We start from the raw sequence: 16,269 nt of genomic DNA, 5'->3' as shown, positions 1-16,269 counted from the left end.
TCCACAGGCCCATCATCGGCTTGCCAGGGGGACGATCCGCGCAGATCAGGTCACGCAGGCCGCATCAGCGCGGGCACGTCCTTCACACCGTCCGCTGTCCCCGCCGGATGCACCGCCGCCAGGCCAGGCCCGGCGGGGTCAGCGTCACCAACCGCAACGACAGGCGGGGATGAGCTTGTGTGGTGCCGTAGACAGCCAGAGGCGACACGGCCAGGGCCGCGGGCATGAGCGGTGACCCGACGCCCATTGTCCGGGTGGCCGTGGCGCACTTCCCACCCACCGACGCCGCCGTGACCGACGTGCGCACGAGCACGGTTCGCACGCTGACCGCATGGTTCGTGAGCCGCGCCGCRGTCTCGATCACCGAAGCCGTCGCCTGTGAACTGGCGTCCAATGCCGTCAAGGCCAGCCACCCGCGCGACGTGGTGGCGATACGGCTCACCGCCGCGAGCGGACACGTGCTCGTCGAAGTGTGGGATAGCAGCGAGGTGGGTCCGCAGCTCACCAGCCCCGACGCCTTCGACGAGCACGGACGCGGTCTCACCCTTGTCGATGCGCTGAGCACCCGATGGGGATGGTTCCGGGCGCGTACCGGCGGAAAGGTCGTCTGGGCGCAGATTCCGGGTGGATTGCGCCCGACGACGGCCATCACGGCTCCGGTGATGCCGACACGAACGCCGGTGGCAGGGCCGCAACCGGTGGAACCGGTGGCCTACCGCACCGACCAGCAAACCCTGCGGCGGGTCGCGGACGCGCTGCGCGCTCTGGACCCCTGGCAGCACCCCCGCCGACCCGAGGCGGTCACCTCTGGCCAGCACCTCGCAGCCCAGAGAAGGAAGCGGGGATCAGGCCTGCGGACCGTCCCATGAGCAGTGATGGAAGACATCCGCGGCGGCCTGCGGGCCACGGGATGATCCACCTGGAGATCGCCAGCGAGCTTGACCAGCGATACCCGTTCCGTCCCGCGCGGCGATCGCATCGGCTGTAGTCGTGCCGTGATCCGGCCGTGGTCGGCCTCGATCGGATTGTTCGCGTACTGGTCGTCGATGTGAGGAGCGGCAGGGAGCTGTTCGTCGAGGACTCGTGGGGAGGAGGCGGCCCGGTCGGTGGTCACCTCGACGGGCCGCCGGCCGTGGGACAGGGCGCGGGTAAAGAACCGGCGGGCCGCGGCGAGATCCCGCTTCTCGCCGGCCACCACGTCGATGACCTGGCCGACCTGGTCGACGGCCCGGTACAGACAGGTCCATCGTCCGGCGACCTTCACCGACGTTTCGTCGACGAACCAACGATCATCCGGTGTGTGCCGGCATGGCCGGGCCGCGTCGATCAGCAGCGGGGTGAACCGGCGCACCCACCGGTAGACCGTGACGTGATCAATCTCGAGGCCGCGTTCGGCGAGGAGTTCCGCCACGTCGCGGTACGACAGGGCGAACCGCAGGTACCAGCGGACCGCCAGGGTGATCACCTCGGGTGGGAACCGGAACCCGGCGCACTCCGACGTCGGAACCAGTTGTCACCAGTGGACGGACACGACGTCGACGCATCACTCGATCACGACCGATCGGCGGTCGCGGACAGCGGACTCCGCCGATGCACCAGAGCCCCCGCGGGTCGTTCGCAACCTCGCCGATGGCCGGTGGTTCTGCCAGACAGGCGCRGCGGCGGGCGACTGTTTTCAGGAAGCTGCGACCCGGCGGCCCATGGCACCTTTGGGTGAGGGCCAGCCTGGTGTGGGAACTGTCGTGAACAGTCGAGGGCCATGCCGTATCTGTTACCTCCTGGCCTCGGCGCATCGACGCTGCCACCTGCCCCGACACTTCGCCGCGGCGCACCAGGAAACATTTTATGATCTGCTTGAAAGCAACTTCATTCGAGTGTCGCGCGGGCGGTCTGGCACTAGTTATTCCGGGTGGTTTCGGTTTTCCTGTCGTGACCTATTGGGCTGCGGTGTTACGATTGGGATATCGGTCATCCGGCGCCCGTCGACGACTAGCGCCATGCACCTGGTAGTCGGCCGAATCGTATTCCGGTGGCCACGCCGATATCACTTCTTCAGGGAGGACACTGCAATGGCACGTAAGTCCCTGGCACTTGAGCTCTATACCAACGCCGACGACACCGTCGACCACCGCTACATGGCTCAGATGCGAGAGCAGGATTCTACTCCGGTGGCGACGAACCCATCGCTGCCTCGCTTCACACTGGTCGTCGGCCCCTCTCCTTTCAGTATGCCGCGTGGGTGGGAGTTCTTCCTCACCTCCCCGTACGAGGGCGCCAGCTACATCTCCACTGTCCTGCACAACGCGGGCTATCCGGTGCGCATTATCGACGTGCGGTACTCGCTGGACCCGCTAAACGAGGCCTACAATGCCATCGTCGGACAGACCGACGTGCTGGGCGTGTGCACATTCGAGGACAACTTCCCCTTTTGTCGCGAGCTTATGGCTAAGATGAAGGAAGCAGAACCGGACGTGCCGATCATCTGCGGCGGCTCGCTGGTCACCTCGGTGCCGCACGTGTTCATGAACGACACCGCCTGCGACATCGCAGTGATCAGCGAAGGCGAGATCACAATCCTGGAGCTGATGGAGAGCTACGCGGCGGRTCGTTGGGAGCGCGACCTGCCCAGTATCCGTGGGATCTGCTACCGCACCAAGGAGGGTGAGGTCAAGCGGACGCCTGCTCGGGGTCAAATGATGGATCTCGACGCGCTGCCCAGGATGCGGCTGGAGCTGTGRCCGCAGTCTCAGGGTCACAATGGCCTCCAGCCTCAGATCATCTCCTCCTACAGCCGCGGCTGCAAGATGGACTGCTCCTTCTGCTATCGCACCACTCCGCAAGTACGGGCCAAATCCCCGGAAAAGATGGATCGGGACATGGCTTGGCTGAAGACTCGCTATGGCATTGACTTCTGCTTCTTTGTCGATCTGACCTTCAGCTCGCACCGCGGCCAGACCATCGAGATGTGCGACGTCATCAAGCCATACAACATCGGCTGGACGTGCCTGACGCGGTGTGCGGACATGGACAAGCCAAGGGCCGATGCCATGCGTGATTCGGGCGCCGATATCATCCTCTACGGCGTGGAGTCGCTRGGCAAGGACGTGCTCCGTGAGGCCCGCAAGGGCAGCAGCGAGAACCTGACTATCCGGGCGATGAACACCACCTTCGACGCTGGCGTGCGCTTCGGGTCCCTRCTCATCGTCGGACTGGCCAACGAGAGCGAGGAATCGCTGAGACACATGGTGGAGTTCGCMGAGACCTACAACCATGTCACCCGAGTCAAGTACCTGTCGGCCATGCCGGGAACCACGGTCTACCAACARGCCATCGCCTCCGGTCTTATCCGCTCCGAGATTGACCACCTGAATTGGCTCTCGACCGAGCAGGCGCTGTATGAGGACGAGTTTCTCAACGTCAGTGGCCTGCCCGAGCAGGTCTGCCGCGATGCCTACAAGCGCATCTATGACTCCTACGAGCCGKGGCCGGTGATGAACTTCAAGCACTTCCCCGAGAACTTCCAGTACTTTCATCCGCAGCCCGACGACGGCCTGGAGCGGTCGACGTCATACGCGGGCCGCAACTGGCGGCGGGRGTTCAGCTCTGCGGCAGGCCCGTTGGCCCCCGGCTCGGAGCGATTCACCCTGGACAGGTGCGCCAGCCCGGATGTGGCCGCCCTGGGTAGTAGCCTGATCCCCAGCGGGGCCGCGCGGATGGTTAAGGCCGCCCCGGCGCATGTCGCGGCCGCATCGGCTTGAGCGGCGGTGGTTGTGGTGAGCGCCGCCGTTCCACCACCTGGGTCGGCGCGCCCTGTCCTGATTATTGGTACTGAGCGATCCGGGTCGAATCTTCTGCGGCTCATGCTCGACGCACACCCCGCCATCGCGGTCCCGCACCCGCCGCACCTGATGAGGTACCTGGCCCCGCTGGCAGCGTCCTACGGAGACCTCGGTGTTGCGRCCAACCGCACACGGCTGGCCCGCGACGCGCTGCGGATCGTGCGTGCTCACCTGCATCCTTGGCCGCATCCGGTAGATCTCGCACGCGTGGTCCGCGAGTCCGACGCCTCCACGTTCGGCGTTGTAGCCGCGATCTACGAACAGTACCGCGAGGCCGAGGACAAGCCGCGGTGGGGGTGCAAGAGCACGTTCATGGTCGACCACATCGACGAGGTGCTACGCCGCTATCCCGACGCCCGGTTCGTCTGGCTGGTCCGGGATCCCCTAGACGTCGCTGCCTCGGCCAAGCGTGCGGTCTTCGGCCCAAGCATGCCCTATCGGATGGCCCGGCTATGGCTACGCGAGCAGCGGTGCGCGGACGCGGCGCTGGCGCGGCACGGGCCCGCGGTGGTATACCTGCTTCGCTACGAGGACTTGGTGACCGAGCCAGAGGGCGCGTTGAACGAACTCTGCTCCTTTCTCGGCGAGCCCATGCATGCCGGGATGTTGCACCATCATCTCACATCGGGGGCGCGTCGGATCGGCGCGCTCGCCGAGTCTTGGAGACGGGCCGCGCAGCCGGTCGGCGCCGACCGGATMGGCGCGCACCGCACCGGCCTGACCGCCGCCGAGCGTAGGCAGGTGGCTGCGGTGGCTGCACCGCTGGCCCGGCGGCTGGGCTACGACCATGGCTCGGACGCCGACGCCGCGCCGGAGGAGGTGGCGCCTTCGATGGTCGCCATGGCGCTGCGCTCGGCTGGACTGCGCACCGTGATCGAGGTGCGTTCGTTGTGCCGGGACCGTAACTACACCCGTAGGCTCCGGCGCGACGCGACGGTGCGCTCGCTGCGGCTGACAGCGTGGGCGCGCACCCGGGTGCCAATGGAACTGCCCCAGTTGAGAACCCGGTGATGAATGGGAGACGCGTGAAAATCAACAGGCTGGAGCTCGGCCGGGAAGGGACCGGGATCGACCGTGAAAACGTCGTCGGCCACTTCAGTGCCCGCGCTCGCACCTATGACATGTCCAGTTCCTGGTGTACCGACGACGAGCTAGGCGCAGTGATCGTGCGTGTCGCCAATGCGGGTCCGACCGACCGCGTGCTGGACGTTGCCTGCGGGACCGGATTGGTATCGCGACTGTTTCACGGCAGGGTTGGCGCAGTCATCGGGGTCGATATCACCGAGGACATGGCTGCTCAGGCCCGGCCACACCTCGACGAGCTGGTCATCAGCCCTGCGGAGGAACTGCCCTGGCCCAATGCCAGCTTCGACGTCGTGGTGTGCAGGCAGGGCGTGCAGTTCATGCGCCTGCCCGATGCGGTGCGCGAGATGGTGCGGGTACTGCGGCCGGGCGGGCGGCTCATACTGATCAACCTGTGTGCCTACGGACCGGACGACCGCGACGAATACTTCGAGGTGCTGCGTCTGCGCAATCCGGTACGGCGCCACTTTTTCCTACCCGAGGACATGGCGAAGCTGGTTGCCAGCTCGGGGTGCACCGATCTGCGGACCGAGCGGTATGTCTCGATCGAGGACGTCGATGTCTGGTCGGACAACGGCGCTATCGACGAGTCCGCCCGAGAGGCCATCCGCGAGGTGTACCGCTCTGCCTCGCCTGAGTTCAGCCGCCTGCACTCGGTGCACCAGCGAAACGGCCTGTTTGTCGATCACATGCTCTTCGTGATCGCCTCCGGCTGCAAACCTGGCGGTGACGTTGCATGACCGCGGTAAACGCTTCATCTGCCGGCTGACCCTGGAAGCCGCCGCGTTCGCCGGCCTGCCTGGGCCTCGGTAGCCCACCGAGGCCCAGTGTCAGGCAATCTTTATCCAATCAGGAATCGGGTGAAATGGTTAATAAGAGGGGGAGTCGGGCGATTCGCGGCGGGCGCGACCTTGACGCTGATAAATCCAGCCCGACTGGTGCGCTCCTTCTGCTGAACATCCAACACCTGCTGATCGCGATGGACTTCACCGTCGTCTTCGTGGCGCTGCCAACAATGGGGGACGACCTCGGTCTCACTGATCGTGGGCTGACCTACGTCACCGCGACTTACGGGCTGGCCTTCGCTGCGTTCCTGCTGTTGGGTGGCCGAGCCGCGGACGTGTTCGGGCGGCGCCGGGTGCTCTTGGTGGGACTCGCRCTATTCGTCGTCGCCTCGGTAGTCGCGGTGTCAGGCTCGGCCGCCGCGTTGCTGGTTGGCCGCAGCATGCAGGGTGYCGCCGCGGGCCTCATCACCCCGGCCGCCCAAGCCTTGGTCGTCACGCGATACCCCGAGGGGAAACAGCGTACGAGGGCGCTGAGTTGGTGGGGTGTCACCGGTGCGGGCGRCCTGGCCCTGGGGGGACCGGCCGCAGGGGTACTGACCTGGGCACTGGACTGGCGGGCTGTCCTGCTGGTCAATGTCCCGATTGGGTTGCTGTGCTTGGTCTTGGCGCCACGGCTGATCGCCGTCGACGCGACCAGGGAGACCGAGGCTGGGCCCCGGTTCCGTCTTCCCGCGGTCCTAACGGCAGGCGCGGCGATGGGTCTTCTGGTATGGACGGTCGCCGAGGGTCCGGTCTCTGCCGCTGCGGATACCCTGGTCCGGGCAACGGCCGTAGTGGTGCTACTGGGAGCATTCGTGCTTATGGAGCGGCGGAGCACAGATCGGCTGATGCACCGCGATATCTTGCGCGTCCGTCCGGTGGCTGTCGCCGACCTGATGTCGGTGTTTTTCGGTGCCGCCCTCGGAGGGCAGTTCTTCGCTATCACCCTGTATCTGCAGGCAGTGAGCGGAATGTCCGCGCTCGTCGCCGGACTGATGTTTATTCCGGTTACGCTTTTCATGGTCGTAGGCAACAAGGTCGGAGTCCTGCTGATCGCTAGAATCGGCCCCATCCGCAGCCTGCCTGTCGGGCTGGCAATTGCTGCGGTGGCCGAGGTGGCGATGGCGTTCTTGCCCACCGGTGGTGGCGTGCCGTTGCTGGTTCCCGCGATGATCCTGCTCGGTCTGGGCCAGGGCATCGCGTTCGTCGCGATCACCGTTGCTGCCACGGCCACCGTCGCAGCTGAGCGGCAGGGTGTTGCGTCCGGACTACTCAACGTTGGCATGAACATTGGGCAGTCGATCGGTCCCGCCGTGCTCGCCGCGATTGTCACCTGGCGGTCCACTGCCGCCCTCGACGGCGGGGCGGGCCAGGCCGAGGCGAACAACCAGGGTTTGCACGGCGCTTTTCTRGCCATCGCCGCGATCGTGGTCGTGGGACTGCTGGTGTGCGGGGTGCTGCTGCGGTCGGGACCGGGCCGAGTCGAATCGGTCCACGCAGGCTGATGCCGGCGGACGTGCCCGGGGGTGCCGTCACCGTGTGATCGGTTCGTCTGGCTATGCAGCACCGACGCTGCAGGTTGCCCCACGTCACTTCATCCAGATGCGGGTGGCTGACTCATGGTCAGTATGATGCCGTCGTGGAACTCAGTTTGGCCGATGCCGAGCGGCTGCGTCGGATCTTGGGTGATCGTGTGGTTGCCGCCCGCGCGATCACCGACAGAGGCTACACCCCGAACCGTCGTTGGGTCGTCGAGCTGGCCGGGGGCCGTTCTGTCTTCGTCAAGCAGGCGGTCAATGAGGAGACAGGGGCCTGGCTACGTACCGAGCACGCGGTCTACTCCTCACTGGGTGGGTCGTTCCTGCCTGAATCGCTAGGGTGGGACGACGACGGCGCGACTCCGATGCTGGTGCTGGAGAACCTCTCCGACGGCGAGTGGCCGCCGCCGTGGACTCCCGAGGCGATCGAGGCAGTGCAGACAAGCCTGGCCGAGCTRCACCGGGTGCCCGYCCCCGCCGACCTGYCGGCTATCGAGGCCAGCCCCTACTGCCAGCAGGGCTGGCGGCTGGTCGCAGAAGACCCCGGCCCTTTCCTCTCGCTCGGCCTGTGCACGCACGGCTGGCTGGACCGGGCGCTGCCTGCTCTGCTCGGCGCGGCCGACAGCCAGACGCTCGCCGGGCGTTCCACCCTCCATCTCGACGTACGCAGCGACAACGTCTTCCTACGCAAAGGCCGTGCGGTCCTGTTCGACTGGAACCACGCCGCCATCGGCAATCCTGAGTTTGACATCGCGTTTTGGCTGCCGAGCCTGCGTGCCGAGGGCGGTCCGCTACCCGAGCGGGTCGTAGCCGACCTCGACCCGGCTATGGCCGCGCACGTGGCGGGTTTCTTCGCCGCGCGCGCAGGCCAGCCGCCTATCCCCGACGCACCGGGGGTCCGCGGCATCCAGCTGGTTCAGCTACGCATCGCCCTGCCCTGGGCCGCGCGTGTGCTGGGCCTGCCGGCTCTGACCTGACCTGCCGCGACCCGGTGCTCGCGGTGCCACTGCGGGCAGATGTTCGCCGACGGGTTTGTTCGGGGTGTGGAGAGCGACCTCTGGCGGCGGCGACACGGCTGGGCCGAGGCCCGCGTCTGGCAGCGTCTRCCTGGCACTGCTGCCCGAGCGCAACGTCGCCGGACAGATTGTCCTGTACCAGGCATTGGTCGACTCGTCACACATCCCCGCAGTGAGCAGGATGGTTATGAGACTTTCGGCCATGTCGGTAGCAGCGGACCGAAGGCGCCCTTGGCGGCGTTGCGGCATAGCAGTTCGGGTTCGTCATCGCTCCAGCCGAACTCCCGGGCGAGCGAATCCAGCTCGGCGGTGAGAGTGGTAGCAGCGGTGGTGCGCGCGTCGGTGTTGACCGTTGCGCGGATGTCCTCGTTCAGGAAACGCGCCACTGGATGTGCCGCCAGCGCGGGCACGGCCCGYGTCAGCACATTGGAGCGTGGACAAGTTTCCAGCACGATCTGATCCCGGCGCAGACGATCCAGTAGCGCCGCTTCCTCGACGCTGCGTACCCCATGCCCGATACGCCAGGCGCCGAGCACGTCCAACGCTTCCCACACGCTCTCGGGACCGACCGCCTCGCCCGCGTGAACGGTCACCGGGATACCTTGGCTGTGCGCCAGGTTGAATGCCTCGACGTGTCGCGCGCCAAGGACCCGCTCGTCGCCCGCCAGATCCAGACCAGCGACGACGTGCCGTAGCCGCGCGGCGGCGTCGGCGACCATGAGACTGATCTCCGGAGACTGCTGGCGTAGGCAACATACGATCAGCGCGGAGCCGACTCCATGTGCGCGCGTTCCCTCCGCCAASCCGTCGGCCACCGCGATAATCGCATCGTCGATCGCCATGTCCGCGCGGGTGTGCAGCTGCGGAGCGAAGCGGGCTTCACCATAGTCGACCCCATCGGCGGCCCAGTCCGCGACCAGTTCAGCGGCGGTCCGGCGCAGCGCATCCGGGGTCTGCAGCACGTCCAGGGCAATGTCGATGTATGTCAGGAAGGAGGGCAGATCTCCCACGTCCTCCGGTGCGACGGCCAGACGCTCGATGGGCGCGACGAGGGTCAGTCGTGCTGCTGCGGCCATGTTGGCCAGTGTGTTCAGCCGGACCGAGCCGTCGAGAYGGCAGTGCAGTTCGCAYCGGTTCACGGCATCGGATCCGCGTTCCGAAAGCGACTGGTGGAAAATAGGCACCGAGGCCCTTCAGCCCTTCCTACCAGGGCCACGCAAGCGGAGTGGCCGCTTCGTTGTCGGTCAACGAGCACACGCCCTTCACCCACCCGCTCGTCCAGCGTCATCTGCGCATGAGCCTCTCCAGCCCGCACCCCAGTGTGATGCCTGGGGACGGCTATATTGATCGAACTGAAAAGGCGTGGCTTGAGCCAAATCCAGGTATGCATGGCGCCCTGCGAACCACCTGCGCGAGCAGCATGCGTCGCGCCAGAAGTGTTGTCGCCCGCGCACGCCGGCTATTCGAACACGGTGGCGGACGTCAGCGTGACCGCGGTCAGCGGCCAGTATCCGAATTGACCGTCACGTGGTGGGCGCTATCGGGACACCGATACCGGGAGTTTCACCGCAGACCGCAGACCCAAGCTGCTGGACCATTCCACCTGGCCTGCCAACTCCAGGTTCGGCGCCATGTCGATGATCGCCTCGATCGACTCGGTCATCTCCAGCCGGGCCAAGCCCGCGCCGATGCAGTAATGGCTGCCTTTGCCGAAGCCCAGGTGCGGATTGGGTGAACGGCCGACGTCCACCTCGTCCGGACGTTCAAACACACCAGGGTCGCGATTGGCGGCCAGCAGCATGAACAGTACCCGAGAGCCTTCGTGGAGGTGCTGCCCGGCCACGGTCATCGGCTCGGTCACCACTCTGGGCACGAGGGTGAATGGGGACTCGTAACGGATGAACTCCTCTATCGCGGTCGGGATCAGTGAGCGGTCGCGCTCCAGTCTCTGCATCTGGTCGGGGTGGGCGAGCAACGTGGCCACCGCGTTGGCGATCGCGGCCGAGATCGGGTCGCAGCCGCCGGTCATGAACTGCGCGAACGTGCCCACCACCGCGTGCGCGCCGACGTCGGCCACGGCCAGCATCGGCGAGTCGTCGCGGCCGGTGCGGYGATGTTCCTCCACCAGGTGGTAGACATAGTCGCACATCTGGTCGTAGGACTCCGCCGCAGCCATGGCCCGCGACGCATCCGGCTGCGGCGCACTGATGAAGTCGATGATGTGGTGYGACCAGCGGGAGCAGTTGTCCCACTCCTGCTCTGGAACACCGAGCACCTCCGAGATCACCGCCGTGGCCAGCGGTCTGGCGAAGTCGCTGTTGACGTCGACGACCTCCGCTCTGGCCCGGTCCAACAGTGACCGCGCCGCGGCGCGGACCGCCTCTTGGCGTTTCTGCACCGCTCTCGGGGTCAGCACGCGTTGCACCGACCCGCGCACAACGGTGTGGTAAGGCTCGTTGGAGAAGACCATCCAGCTTTCGTAGAATCGTTGCAGGTCGGCGAATTTCGCCAGGTCTTCGGCGGACAGTTGGGCCATGAATGACGTCGGGCCCTGTGAGGACAGCCGGTGGTCGTACAGGCCCATCTCGACGTCGGCGTGCCGAGTTACCAGCCACGCGCCGACGGCGTCATCCCAGTACATCCGTTGGTGTTCGCGGATCGCACGGAAGGAGGTGTGCCAGTCCCGCAGGGCGTCGGCATCACCGAGGTCGGGTAGGGTCGCCATGTGGATGTCCTCTCTCAGATCAGCAAAGGGGAGCGACGAGTGTGATTAGCTCACGGTAGCTACATGATCGCCTACGGGGGTGGTGGTGGATGGCATKAAAGGYTGGGGTGCCAGGGAAGTCGCGATCGCGGCGACGGTGGCGACACCGCAGAACAGCAGTGCGACATCGACGGTCATGCGCGTGCCGGAGGCAATCGCTGTGGCGGCCAACGGGAGGAAGCTGGCGACGGTGACACCAACTTGGTACGTCACCGCAAGCGCGGAGAATCGCCGGGTAGGCGGGAACAGCTCGGAGAGGAATGCCGCGAGATTACCATAGCAGCCGCCGTGCCCGATCGATATGGCCATGACGTAGATTGCGCTCACCGCGAGTAGGTTTCCACTGTCGAACCACAGCAGCGCMGGGACGGTGGTCGCTGCGGCGACCGCGTAACCGAACACCATCAATGGTTTGCGCCCGATCCGATCCGACAGTGTGGCGAACAGCGGTATCGAGAGACACTGCAACGCGGCGCTGATGACCAGTGCAGTCAGCGCGACATCGTGGCGACCACCTCCTGTGGCCACGGTGGACAGCAGGAAGACGCTGTAGAGCGAGACCGTGCTGCCCACTCCGAGCGCCGCCAGTAGCCCGCACAGCACGTGGCGCGGCTGCTCGCGCAGGACCTGTGCCACCGGTAGCCRCACCACCTCGCCCGCGGCCCTGGCCTGGCTGARCTCAGGGGTCTCGGCGATGYCCAGTCGCACGTACAGTCCGATGCCCACCAGCACCACAGAGGCCAGGAACGGGAGACGCCAGCCCCAGGACAGTAGCTCCTGCCTGGGCAGCTGGGCCAGCGCCGTCCAGGTGAGGGTGCTCAACGCGAGGCCGACCGGGAACCCCAGCAGCGGCCAGCTGCTGTACCATCCGCCCCGGCCCGGTGGGGCGTTCTCCACCGCCAGCAGCACCCCGCCGCCCCACTCGCCGCCGATGCCGATCCCCTGCAACACGCGCAGCACGATCAGCAGCGCGGGGGCCAGCACCCCGACCTGGTTGCTGGTAGGCAGCAGGCCGACGAGAAACGTGGCCATCCCCATCACGCCGAGAGTCAGCACCAGGATCGACTTGCGCCCGACCCGGTCGCCGAGGTGTCCGGCAAGCAGGCYACCGATTGGCCGGGCCAGAAAGCCGGCTGCGTAGGTCGCGAACACAGCCAGGATCTGGGCCTGAGGCGAGCTCTTAGGGAAGAACAGCGGCCCCAGTACCAGCGCCGACGCGGTGGAGTACAGGTAGAAGTCGTACCATTCGATGGCGCTGCCGATCATGCTCGTCAGCAGGATCCGTAGCGCCGACCGGTCCCGGTTATGGGGGGTCGGCAAATGTCTGCTCCTCAACATCGGGGACGGGTTCATGTGGGTGAGCCCGGATCAGACGTCCGTAGTGGACGTACTGGTCCGAGCGGGCGCCGGGGCGCACCCGCAGCTGAGACGCGGAACCAGCCGCACGCCGAAGACGGTTACCCGGGTGTCGCCCGGTCCGGGGTTCAGGGCCTCGTTTACCGCCATATCGGCGAAGCCCGCGATGTCTACCGCCACGGTCGACAACGGCGGCGCGGCGAACTCACCTTCCGGTAGCCCGTCCATGGCCAGCACGGCCAGGTCGTCGGGCACCCGCACCCCCGCAGCCCGCRCCGCAGCGAGCACCCCGTGCGCATGCTCCTCGGTGGTAGCGAAGATCGCGTCCGGCTGGTAGCTGCCCGCTATGGCCGCCAGCGTAGCGCGCATGGCCTCGGCACGGAGGAAGCCGCTGCGCAGCACCGAGGTGACGGGGGCGCCCGCAGCCCGCAGCGCGGCGGAGAACCCCCGCTCGCGGTCGGCCACCGGGGACTCCCGGTCCGGACCGCTCAGACACAGCGGCCTCTTACGGCCATGGCCGACCAGGTGCTCGGCGGCCAGCCAGCCCCCTCGGTAGTCGTCGCCGATGACCAGCGGCCCGTGGAAGCCGATGACTCGCTTGTGGAGCAGCACCACTCGGCAGTCCAGCATCGACAGGACGTGTCGGATCCCGGGGGTATCCGCGGAGTTGACTACGAWGAGCGCGGCGGGGGAGAGCCGTGAGAATGCGTCAAGGTAGTGCTCTTCCGCGCTAGGGGAAAACGCCGTGTTGCCTACCAGCAACAGGTGTCCCCGGCGGGCCGCTGCCCGCTCGACCGCGTGGACTAACCGTGCGAAGAACGGGTTGGCTGCGTCGGGCACCACCAGCCCCAGCAGCATTACCCCGCGCATGCTCAGCCCTCGGGCCAGGGCGTTGGGCCGGTACCCCAGTTGCTCAATCGCAGCTAGCACTCTGGCCCTCGTGGCGCCCGCGACCGGTCGCGRGCCACCGTTGACCACGTAGCTGACCACTGCCGTCGAGGTGCCCGCCAACCGCGCCACGTCGTCGCGGGTGACCCGCCCGCCCGCCACCGGCTCACGCTCGCGCACAGTCGGGCCGGCCGGCAGCCGAGCGGCCAGTTCAGTGGCTTGAGTCCTGATCGTCATGGTTGCGCTGCTCTCGACAGGCTGCTACGACGCGGGGCGCGCACCTGCTCGACGACCGCCACCGGCAGCCGGCGGCGTTGCCGGACCACCCTCCAGCAGCGACTGAACCGGCTCGGGGGGCGCCTGCGGTCAGCGACCATTAGGCCCAACCAGGTCCGGGCCACCTGCGGGCGCGGGCCGTCGACCATTCCGCACCGCTCGCCGGCCACCCAGCCTGCGTCGTCCACCGCAGGCAGCGTGYCCGCCGCACGTTAGTCGGGTACGTGCCGCCCGAGTTCCGCGCGCAGCGCGGTGGGCAGCCGACGCTGATCGTCGAGGGCGAGGATGATCGTGTCCGGGGCCAGTCTACGACCGTCGAGCGAACCCGTAGAGCTGCAGCCGCGGGGTGCAGGTGAATGGCGCAACAGCGTGCCCCTGACGCTCCGCCGGCCACCCTCGCCGCGGGTGGGAGCCCGCCCGCCTCACTCACCGGCCACCGGGTAGACCGTTGGATCGTCCAAGGGAACCTTGAGCCAGGAGAGCATCTGCCGCAGCTGATGGTAGGCGGCGAGCCGATGTTCGTCGGAGTCGGCCTCCTCGGCGGTGCGTACCGGCTCCCACATCCTGCGCACCATTGTGGGCCCCAGTTCCAGTAGCCCCGCGCTRCCGCCGGTGGCCCATCTCGCCAGCACGTAGCGCACCAGCGCGCCGACCGGGATCTCCAGCCTGCTCGCCAGGGTGCTCACCGTGGTCAGCGGTTCGAGCCGGGTGTAGTCGGCGACCTCGGCACGGAAGTTGGCATCCGGGTCTTCCGCGGACCACTCCCCGCGCCAGCGCAGCAGCCGTACCACCGGCACGCCCTCGGCGTCGGTCCACGAGGATGCGTCAAGACTCATCCGAACCCCTTCGCGGGGCCTGGCCGAAGAACCCGTAGGGCGAGCGTTCCGCCGGGTCGTTAACCAGATCGTAGAGCTCCACGTTCTCGGTTCCGCGTTCCCAGATGATCTTGTGGTCGGGTTTGCGGACCGCGGTGAGCGCCTTGAGGTGGCGCCAGCGCGGGTCTGCCTTGGCGAGTTCGAGCCGGTAGAACGTCTCGCAGTAGGCGGGCAGGTCCTCGGCGGTGGTGCCCGACTTCATCATTGGCACCAGCGACACCCCGTCGGTCTCCGGCGCGGGAACGTCCACTAGTTCCAGGATTGTGCTCATCACGTCGGCCAGCCGAACCTGGCTGTCCACCACAGTGCCCGGCGAGCCTGYCCACGACGCACGCACGATCAGCGGGACTCGTTGGGTCACGTCGAACAGCAGGGTGCCGTGCCCACGCTCCTCAGGATGGCCCAGCTCGCCCGCATGGTCGTCGGGGTACCAGCCGCCGAGGTCCTCGCCGTGGTCGGAGAACAGCACGACAGCGGTGTCCTCGAGGACAAGGCCGCGCTCGACCAGCCCGTCGAGCAGGTGTCCGACGCTGCGGTCCATGTAGGCGACTTCGCCCTCGTAAGGGTTGCGCACGGGAATGCCCACGTCCTCCGGTGGTTCATAGGGCCAGTGGGAGTCGAAATAGTGCGCGAACAGCAGCACCGGCCTCGGCCCTTGGCGCTCGAACCACCGCAACGCCCGTTCGGTGACCATCGGCGCCCGCTTCATCGCGGTGCCGCGCAGTTCGACGTCGACCACCCGCAGCGCGTCACCACCGTCGGCCAACGGGGGAACCCAATCGTCATAGTGGTCGAAGCCGCGGCCGAGACCGTACCAGGCGTTCATTCCAGGTGAGGCGACGACCGCGCCGGTGGCGTACCCCTGCTCTCGCAGCACCTCGGCGAGTGTCGTCACCTCAGAGTTCATCGATTCCTGGAACAGGTGTCGCACCCCGTGTACCGGTGGCTGCCTGCCCGACAGCACCGTGGCATGGCTGACCGGGGTTAACGGTGAAGAGGATATCGCCTGACTGAACATGACGCTGGACTCGCTGAGTCCGCGCAACGTCGGGAAGATTCCTGAGTATGCGACGTCGGCGCGCAGCGTGTCCAGGGAAATAAGCAGAACATTTTTGCGCGATGTGCTCTTTTGTGACATGCAGATGGAGTTCCCCTCGCGCGCCGAAGATGACCTCTCGCTCAGTCGAGTCTAGGGCGGTCGGCGCTCGGTAGCAAGGCCCAGGCCATATATACGACTGACTCCCCTGTCTGTCGAGGCGCGCGTCCTTCATCGGCTGCGGGGAGCCGCTCGTGGTTGGCCTGGTAGACCTACATGAAGCTGCTTTCGAGCAGATCATAAATTGATCCCTGGTGGGTCGCGGGGAAGAGGATGGATCAGGTGGCAGTACCGATAACGAGACGGGCAGGTAACTAGAGTTTCGCAGTTTTCTTGATCCAGATCAGTGTCTGGCAACGGCTGGATAATTTTCCCGATTGCTTTCGGGTGGATGATTCCCTGGTGCCTGCCGGTGGTATCGCGGTGCGTGGCGGAGGGGTGGAAGGCCAGCGCGAGGGGCTGGTGGCGGGAGCATCAGCGTTTCCTGTACCAACCCGAAAGTTGGACGCCGATGCTCCCGGACGTGACGATACCGGTTTCTCTGGCGGTGCTGCTGGAGGGTTTCCGGCCGTGTTTCACCGCGCCGTCGTTCCGGACGTTCCGGGCGCTCGTCGTGGGGATGCTCGCCACCGGCGGGCGGCGCACGGTGTGCGGGATGCTCGTCGGCGCGGGCCTGTCCACGCTGTGGCCGCACGACCGGGCGCACCGGTTTTT

The 16,269-nt window shown here is 66.7% G+C and carries 13 protein-coding genes and 2 pseudogenes; 7 read left to right on the top strand and 8 right to left on the bottom strand.

Features of this window, described 5'->3' with window-relative positions; genetic code table 11:
• Positions 1 to 82: 82 nt before the first annotated feature.
• A complete protein-coding gene (locus Manayef4_RS25920) occupies positions 83 to 364 on the bottom strand; it encodes a hypothetical protein (RefSeq protein ID WP_235609218.1) in 282 nt (93 codons plus the stop codon).
• On the opposite strand from Manayef4_RS25920, the gene Manayef4_RS10335 reads away from it, so the two are divergent.
• Positions 255 to 869: an ATP-binding protein gene (locus Manayef4_RS10335; RefSeq protein WP_236701556.1), complete on the top strand. Its 615-nt coding sequence runs from the start codon at positions 255 to 257 to the stop codon at positions 867 to 869. The two genes, Manayef4_RS25920 and Manayef4_RS10335, sit on opposite strands and share 110 nt — an antisense overlap.
• A 104-nt stretch (positions 870 to 973) precedes the next feature.
• On the opposite strand, the pseudogene Manayef4_RS22835 reads toward Manayef4_RS10335, so the two are convergent.
• Positions 974 to 1,510: pseudogene (locus tag Manayef4_RS22835) on the bottom strand (IS6 family transposase); the annotation flags it as partial.
• 559 nt (positions 1,511 to 2,069) lie between these two features.
• Between Manayef4_RS22835 and Manayef4_RS10325 the strand changes: the two are divergent.
• The 5 genes from Manayef4_RS10325 (at position 2,070) to Manayef4_RS10305 (ending at position 8,261) form a co-directional block, all read left to right on the top strand.
• Positions 2,070 to 3,758: a radical SAM protein gene (locus tag Manayef4_RS10325; protein ID WP_070131478.1), complete on the top strand. Its 1,689-nt coding sequence runs from the start codon at positions 2,070 to 2,072 to the stop codon at positions 3,756 to 3,758.
• A gap of 6 nt (positions 3,759 to 3,764) precedes the next feature.
• Positions 3,765 to 4,850: a sulfotransferase gene (locus Manayef4_RS10320; protein ID WP_349257437.1), complete on the top strand. Its 1,086-nt coding sequence runs from the start codon at positions 3,765 to 3,767 to the stop codon at positions 4,848 to 4,850.
• Positions 4,851 to 4,864: 14 nt separating this feature from the next.
• A complete protein-coding gene (locus Manayef4_RS10315; RefSeq protein WP_011436211.1) occupies positions 4,865 to 5,662 on the top strand; it encodes a class I SAM-dependent methyltransferase in 798 nt (265 codons plus the stop codon).
• A 125-nt stretch (positions 5,663 to 5,787) separates the two neighbouring features.
• Positions 5,788 to 7,251 carry an MFS transporter gene (locus Manayef4_RS10310; protein WP_083282383.1) on the top strand — a complete coding sequence of 488 codons (1,464 nt, stop codon included), beginning with the start codon at positions 5,788 to 5,790 and terminating at the stop codon, positions 7,249 to 7,251.
• 134 nt (positions 7,252 to 7,385) lie between these two features.
• Positions 7,386 to 8,261 (top strand): phosphotransferase, encoded by an 876-nt coding sequence (locus tag Manayef4_RS10305; RefSeq protein ID WP_070131446.1) that lies wholly within the window; start codon positions 7,386 to 7,388, stop codon positions 8,259 to 8,261.
• A 224-nt stretch (positions 8,262 to 8,485) separates the two neighbouring features.
• Here the strand turns inward: Manayef4_RS10305 and add are convergent, their stop codons facing one another.
• From add to Manayef4_RS10275, 6 genes are all read right to left on the bottom strand, one after another.
• Positions 8,486 to 9,484, bottom strand: a complete 999-nt coding sequence (gene add, locus Manayef4_RS10300) for an adenosine deaminase (RefSeq protein ID WP_070131445.1) — start codon at positions 9,482 to 9,484, stop codon at positions 8,486 to 8,488.
• 353 nt (positions 9,485 to 9,837) lie between these two features.
• The gene (locus tag Manayef4_RS10295) at positions 9,838 to 11,025 is read right to left on the bottom strand and encodes a cytochrome P450 (protein WP_070131444.1); all 1,188 of its coding nucleotides are present in this window, start codon (positions 11,023 to 11,025) and stop codon (positions 9,838 to 9,840) included.
• Positions 11,026 to 11,070: 45 nt separating this feature from the next.
• On the bottom strand, positions 11,071 to 12,384 hold the full coding sequence (locus tag Manayef4_RS10290) for an MFS transporter (protein ID WP_070131443.1): 1,314 nt from the start codon (positions 12,382 to 12,384) through the stop codon (positions 11,071 to 11,073).
• Between the two features lie 48 nt (positions 12,385 to 12,432).
• A complete protein-coding gene (locus Manayef4_RS10285) occupies positions 12,433 to 13,545 on the bottom strand; it encodes a LacI family DNA-binding transcriptional regulator (RefSeq protein ID WP_083282382.1) in 1,113 nt (370 codons plus the stop codon).
• 461 nt (positions 13,546 to 14,006) lie between these two features.
• The gene (locus Manayef4_RS10280) at positions 14,007 to 14,420 is read right to left on the bottom strand and encodes a DUF6027 family protein (RefSeq protein WP_011436204.1); all 414 of its coding nucleotides are present in this window, start codon (positions 14,418 to 14,420) and stop codon (positions 14,007 to 14,009) included.
• Positions 14,410 to 15,597 carry a sulfatase gene (locus Manayef4_RS10275; protein ID WP_070131442.1) on the bottom strand — a complete coding sequence of 396 codons (1,188 nt, stop codon included), beginning with the start codon at positions 15,595 to 15,597 and terminating at the stop codon, positions 14,410 to 14,412. Before Manayef4_RS10275 ends, Manayef4_RS10280 begins: the two co-directional genes overlap by 11 nt.
• 481 nt (positions 15,598 to 16,078) lie before the next feature.
• Here Manayef4_RS10275 and Manayef4_RS25915 point away from each other — a divergent pair.
• Positions 16,079 to 16,269 (top strand): annotated as a pseudogene (locus Manayef4_RS25915) (transposase); the annotation flags it as partial.

Source organism: Frankia sp. CgMI4 (assembly GCF_001756285.1).
Taxonomy (GTDB): Bacteria; Actinomycetota; Actinomycetes; order Frankiales; family Frankiaceae; genus Frankia; species Frankia casuarinae.
This window is presented reverse-complemented; position numbering and strand designations above follow the sequence as displayed.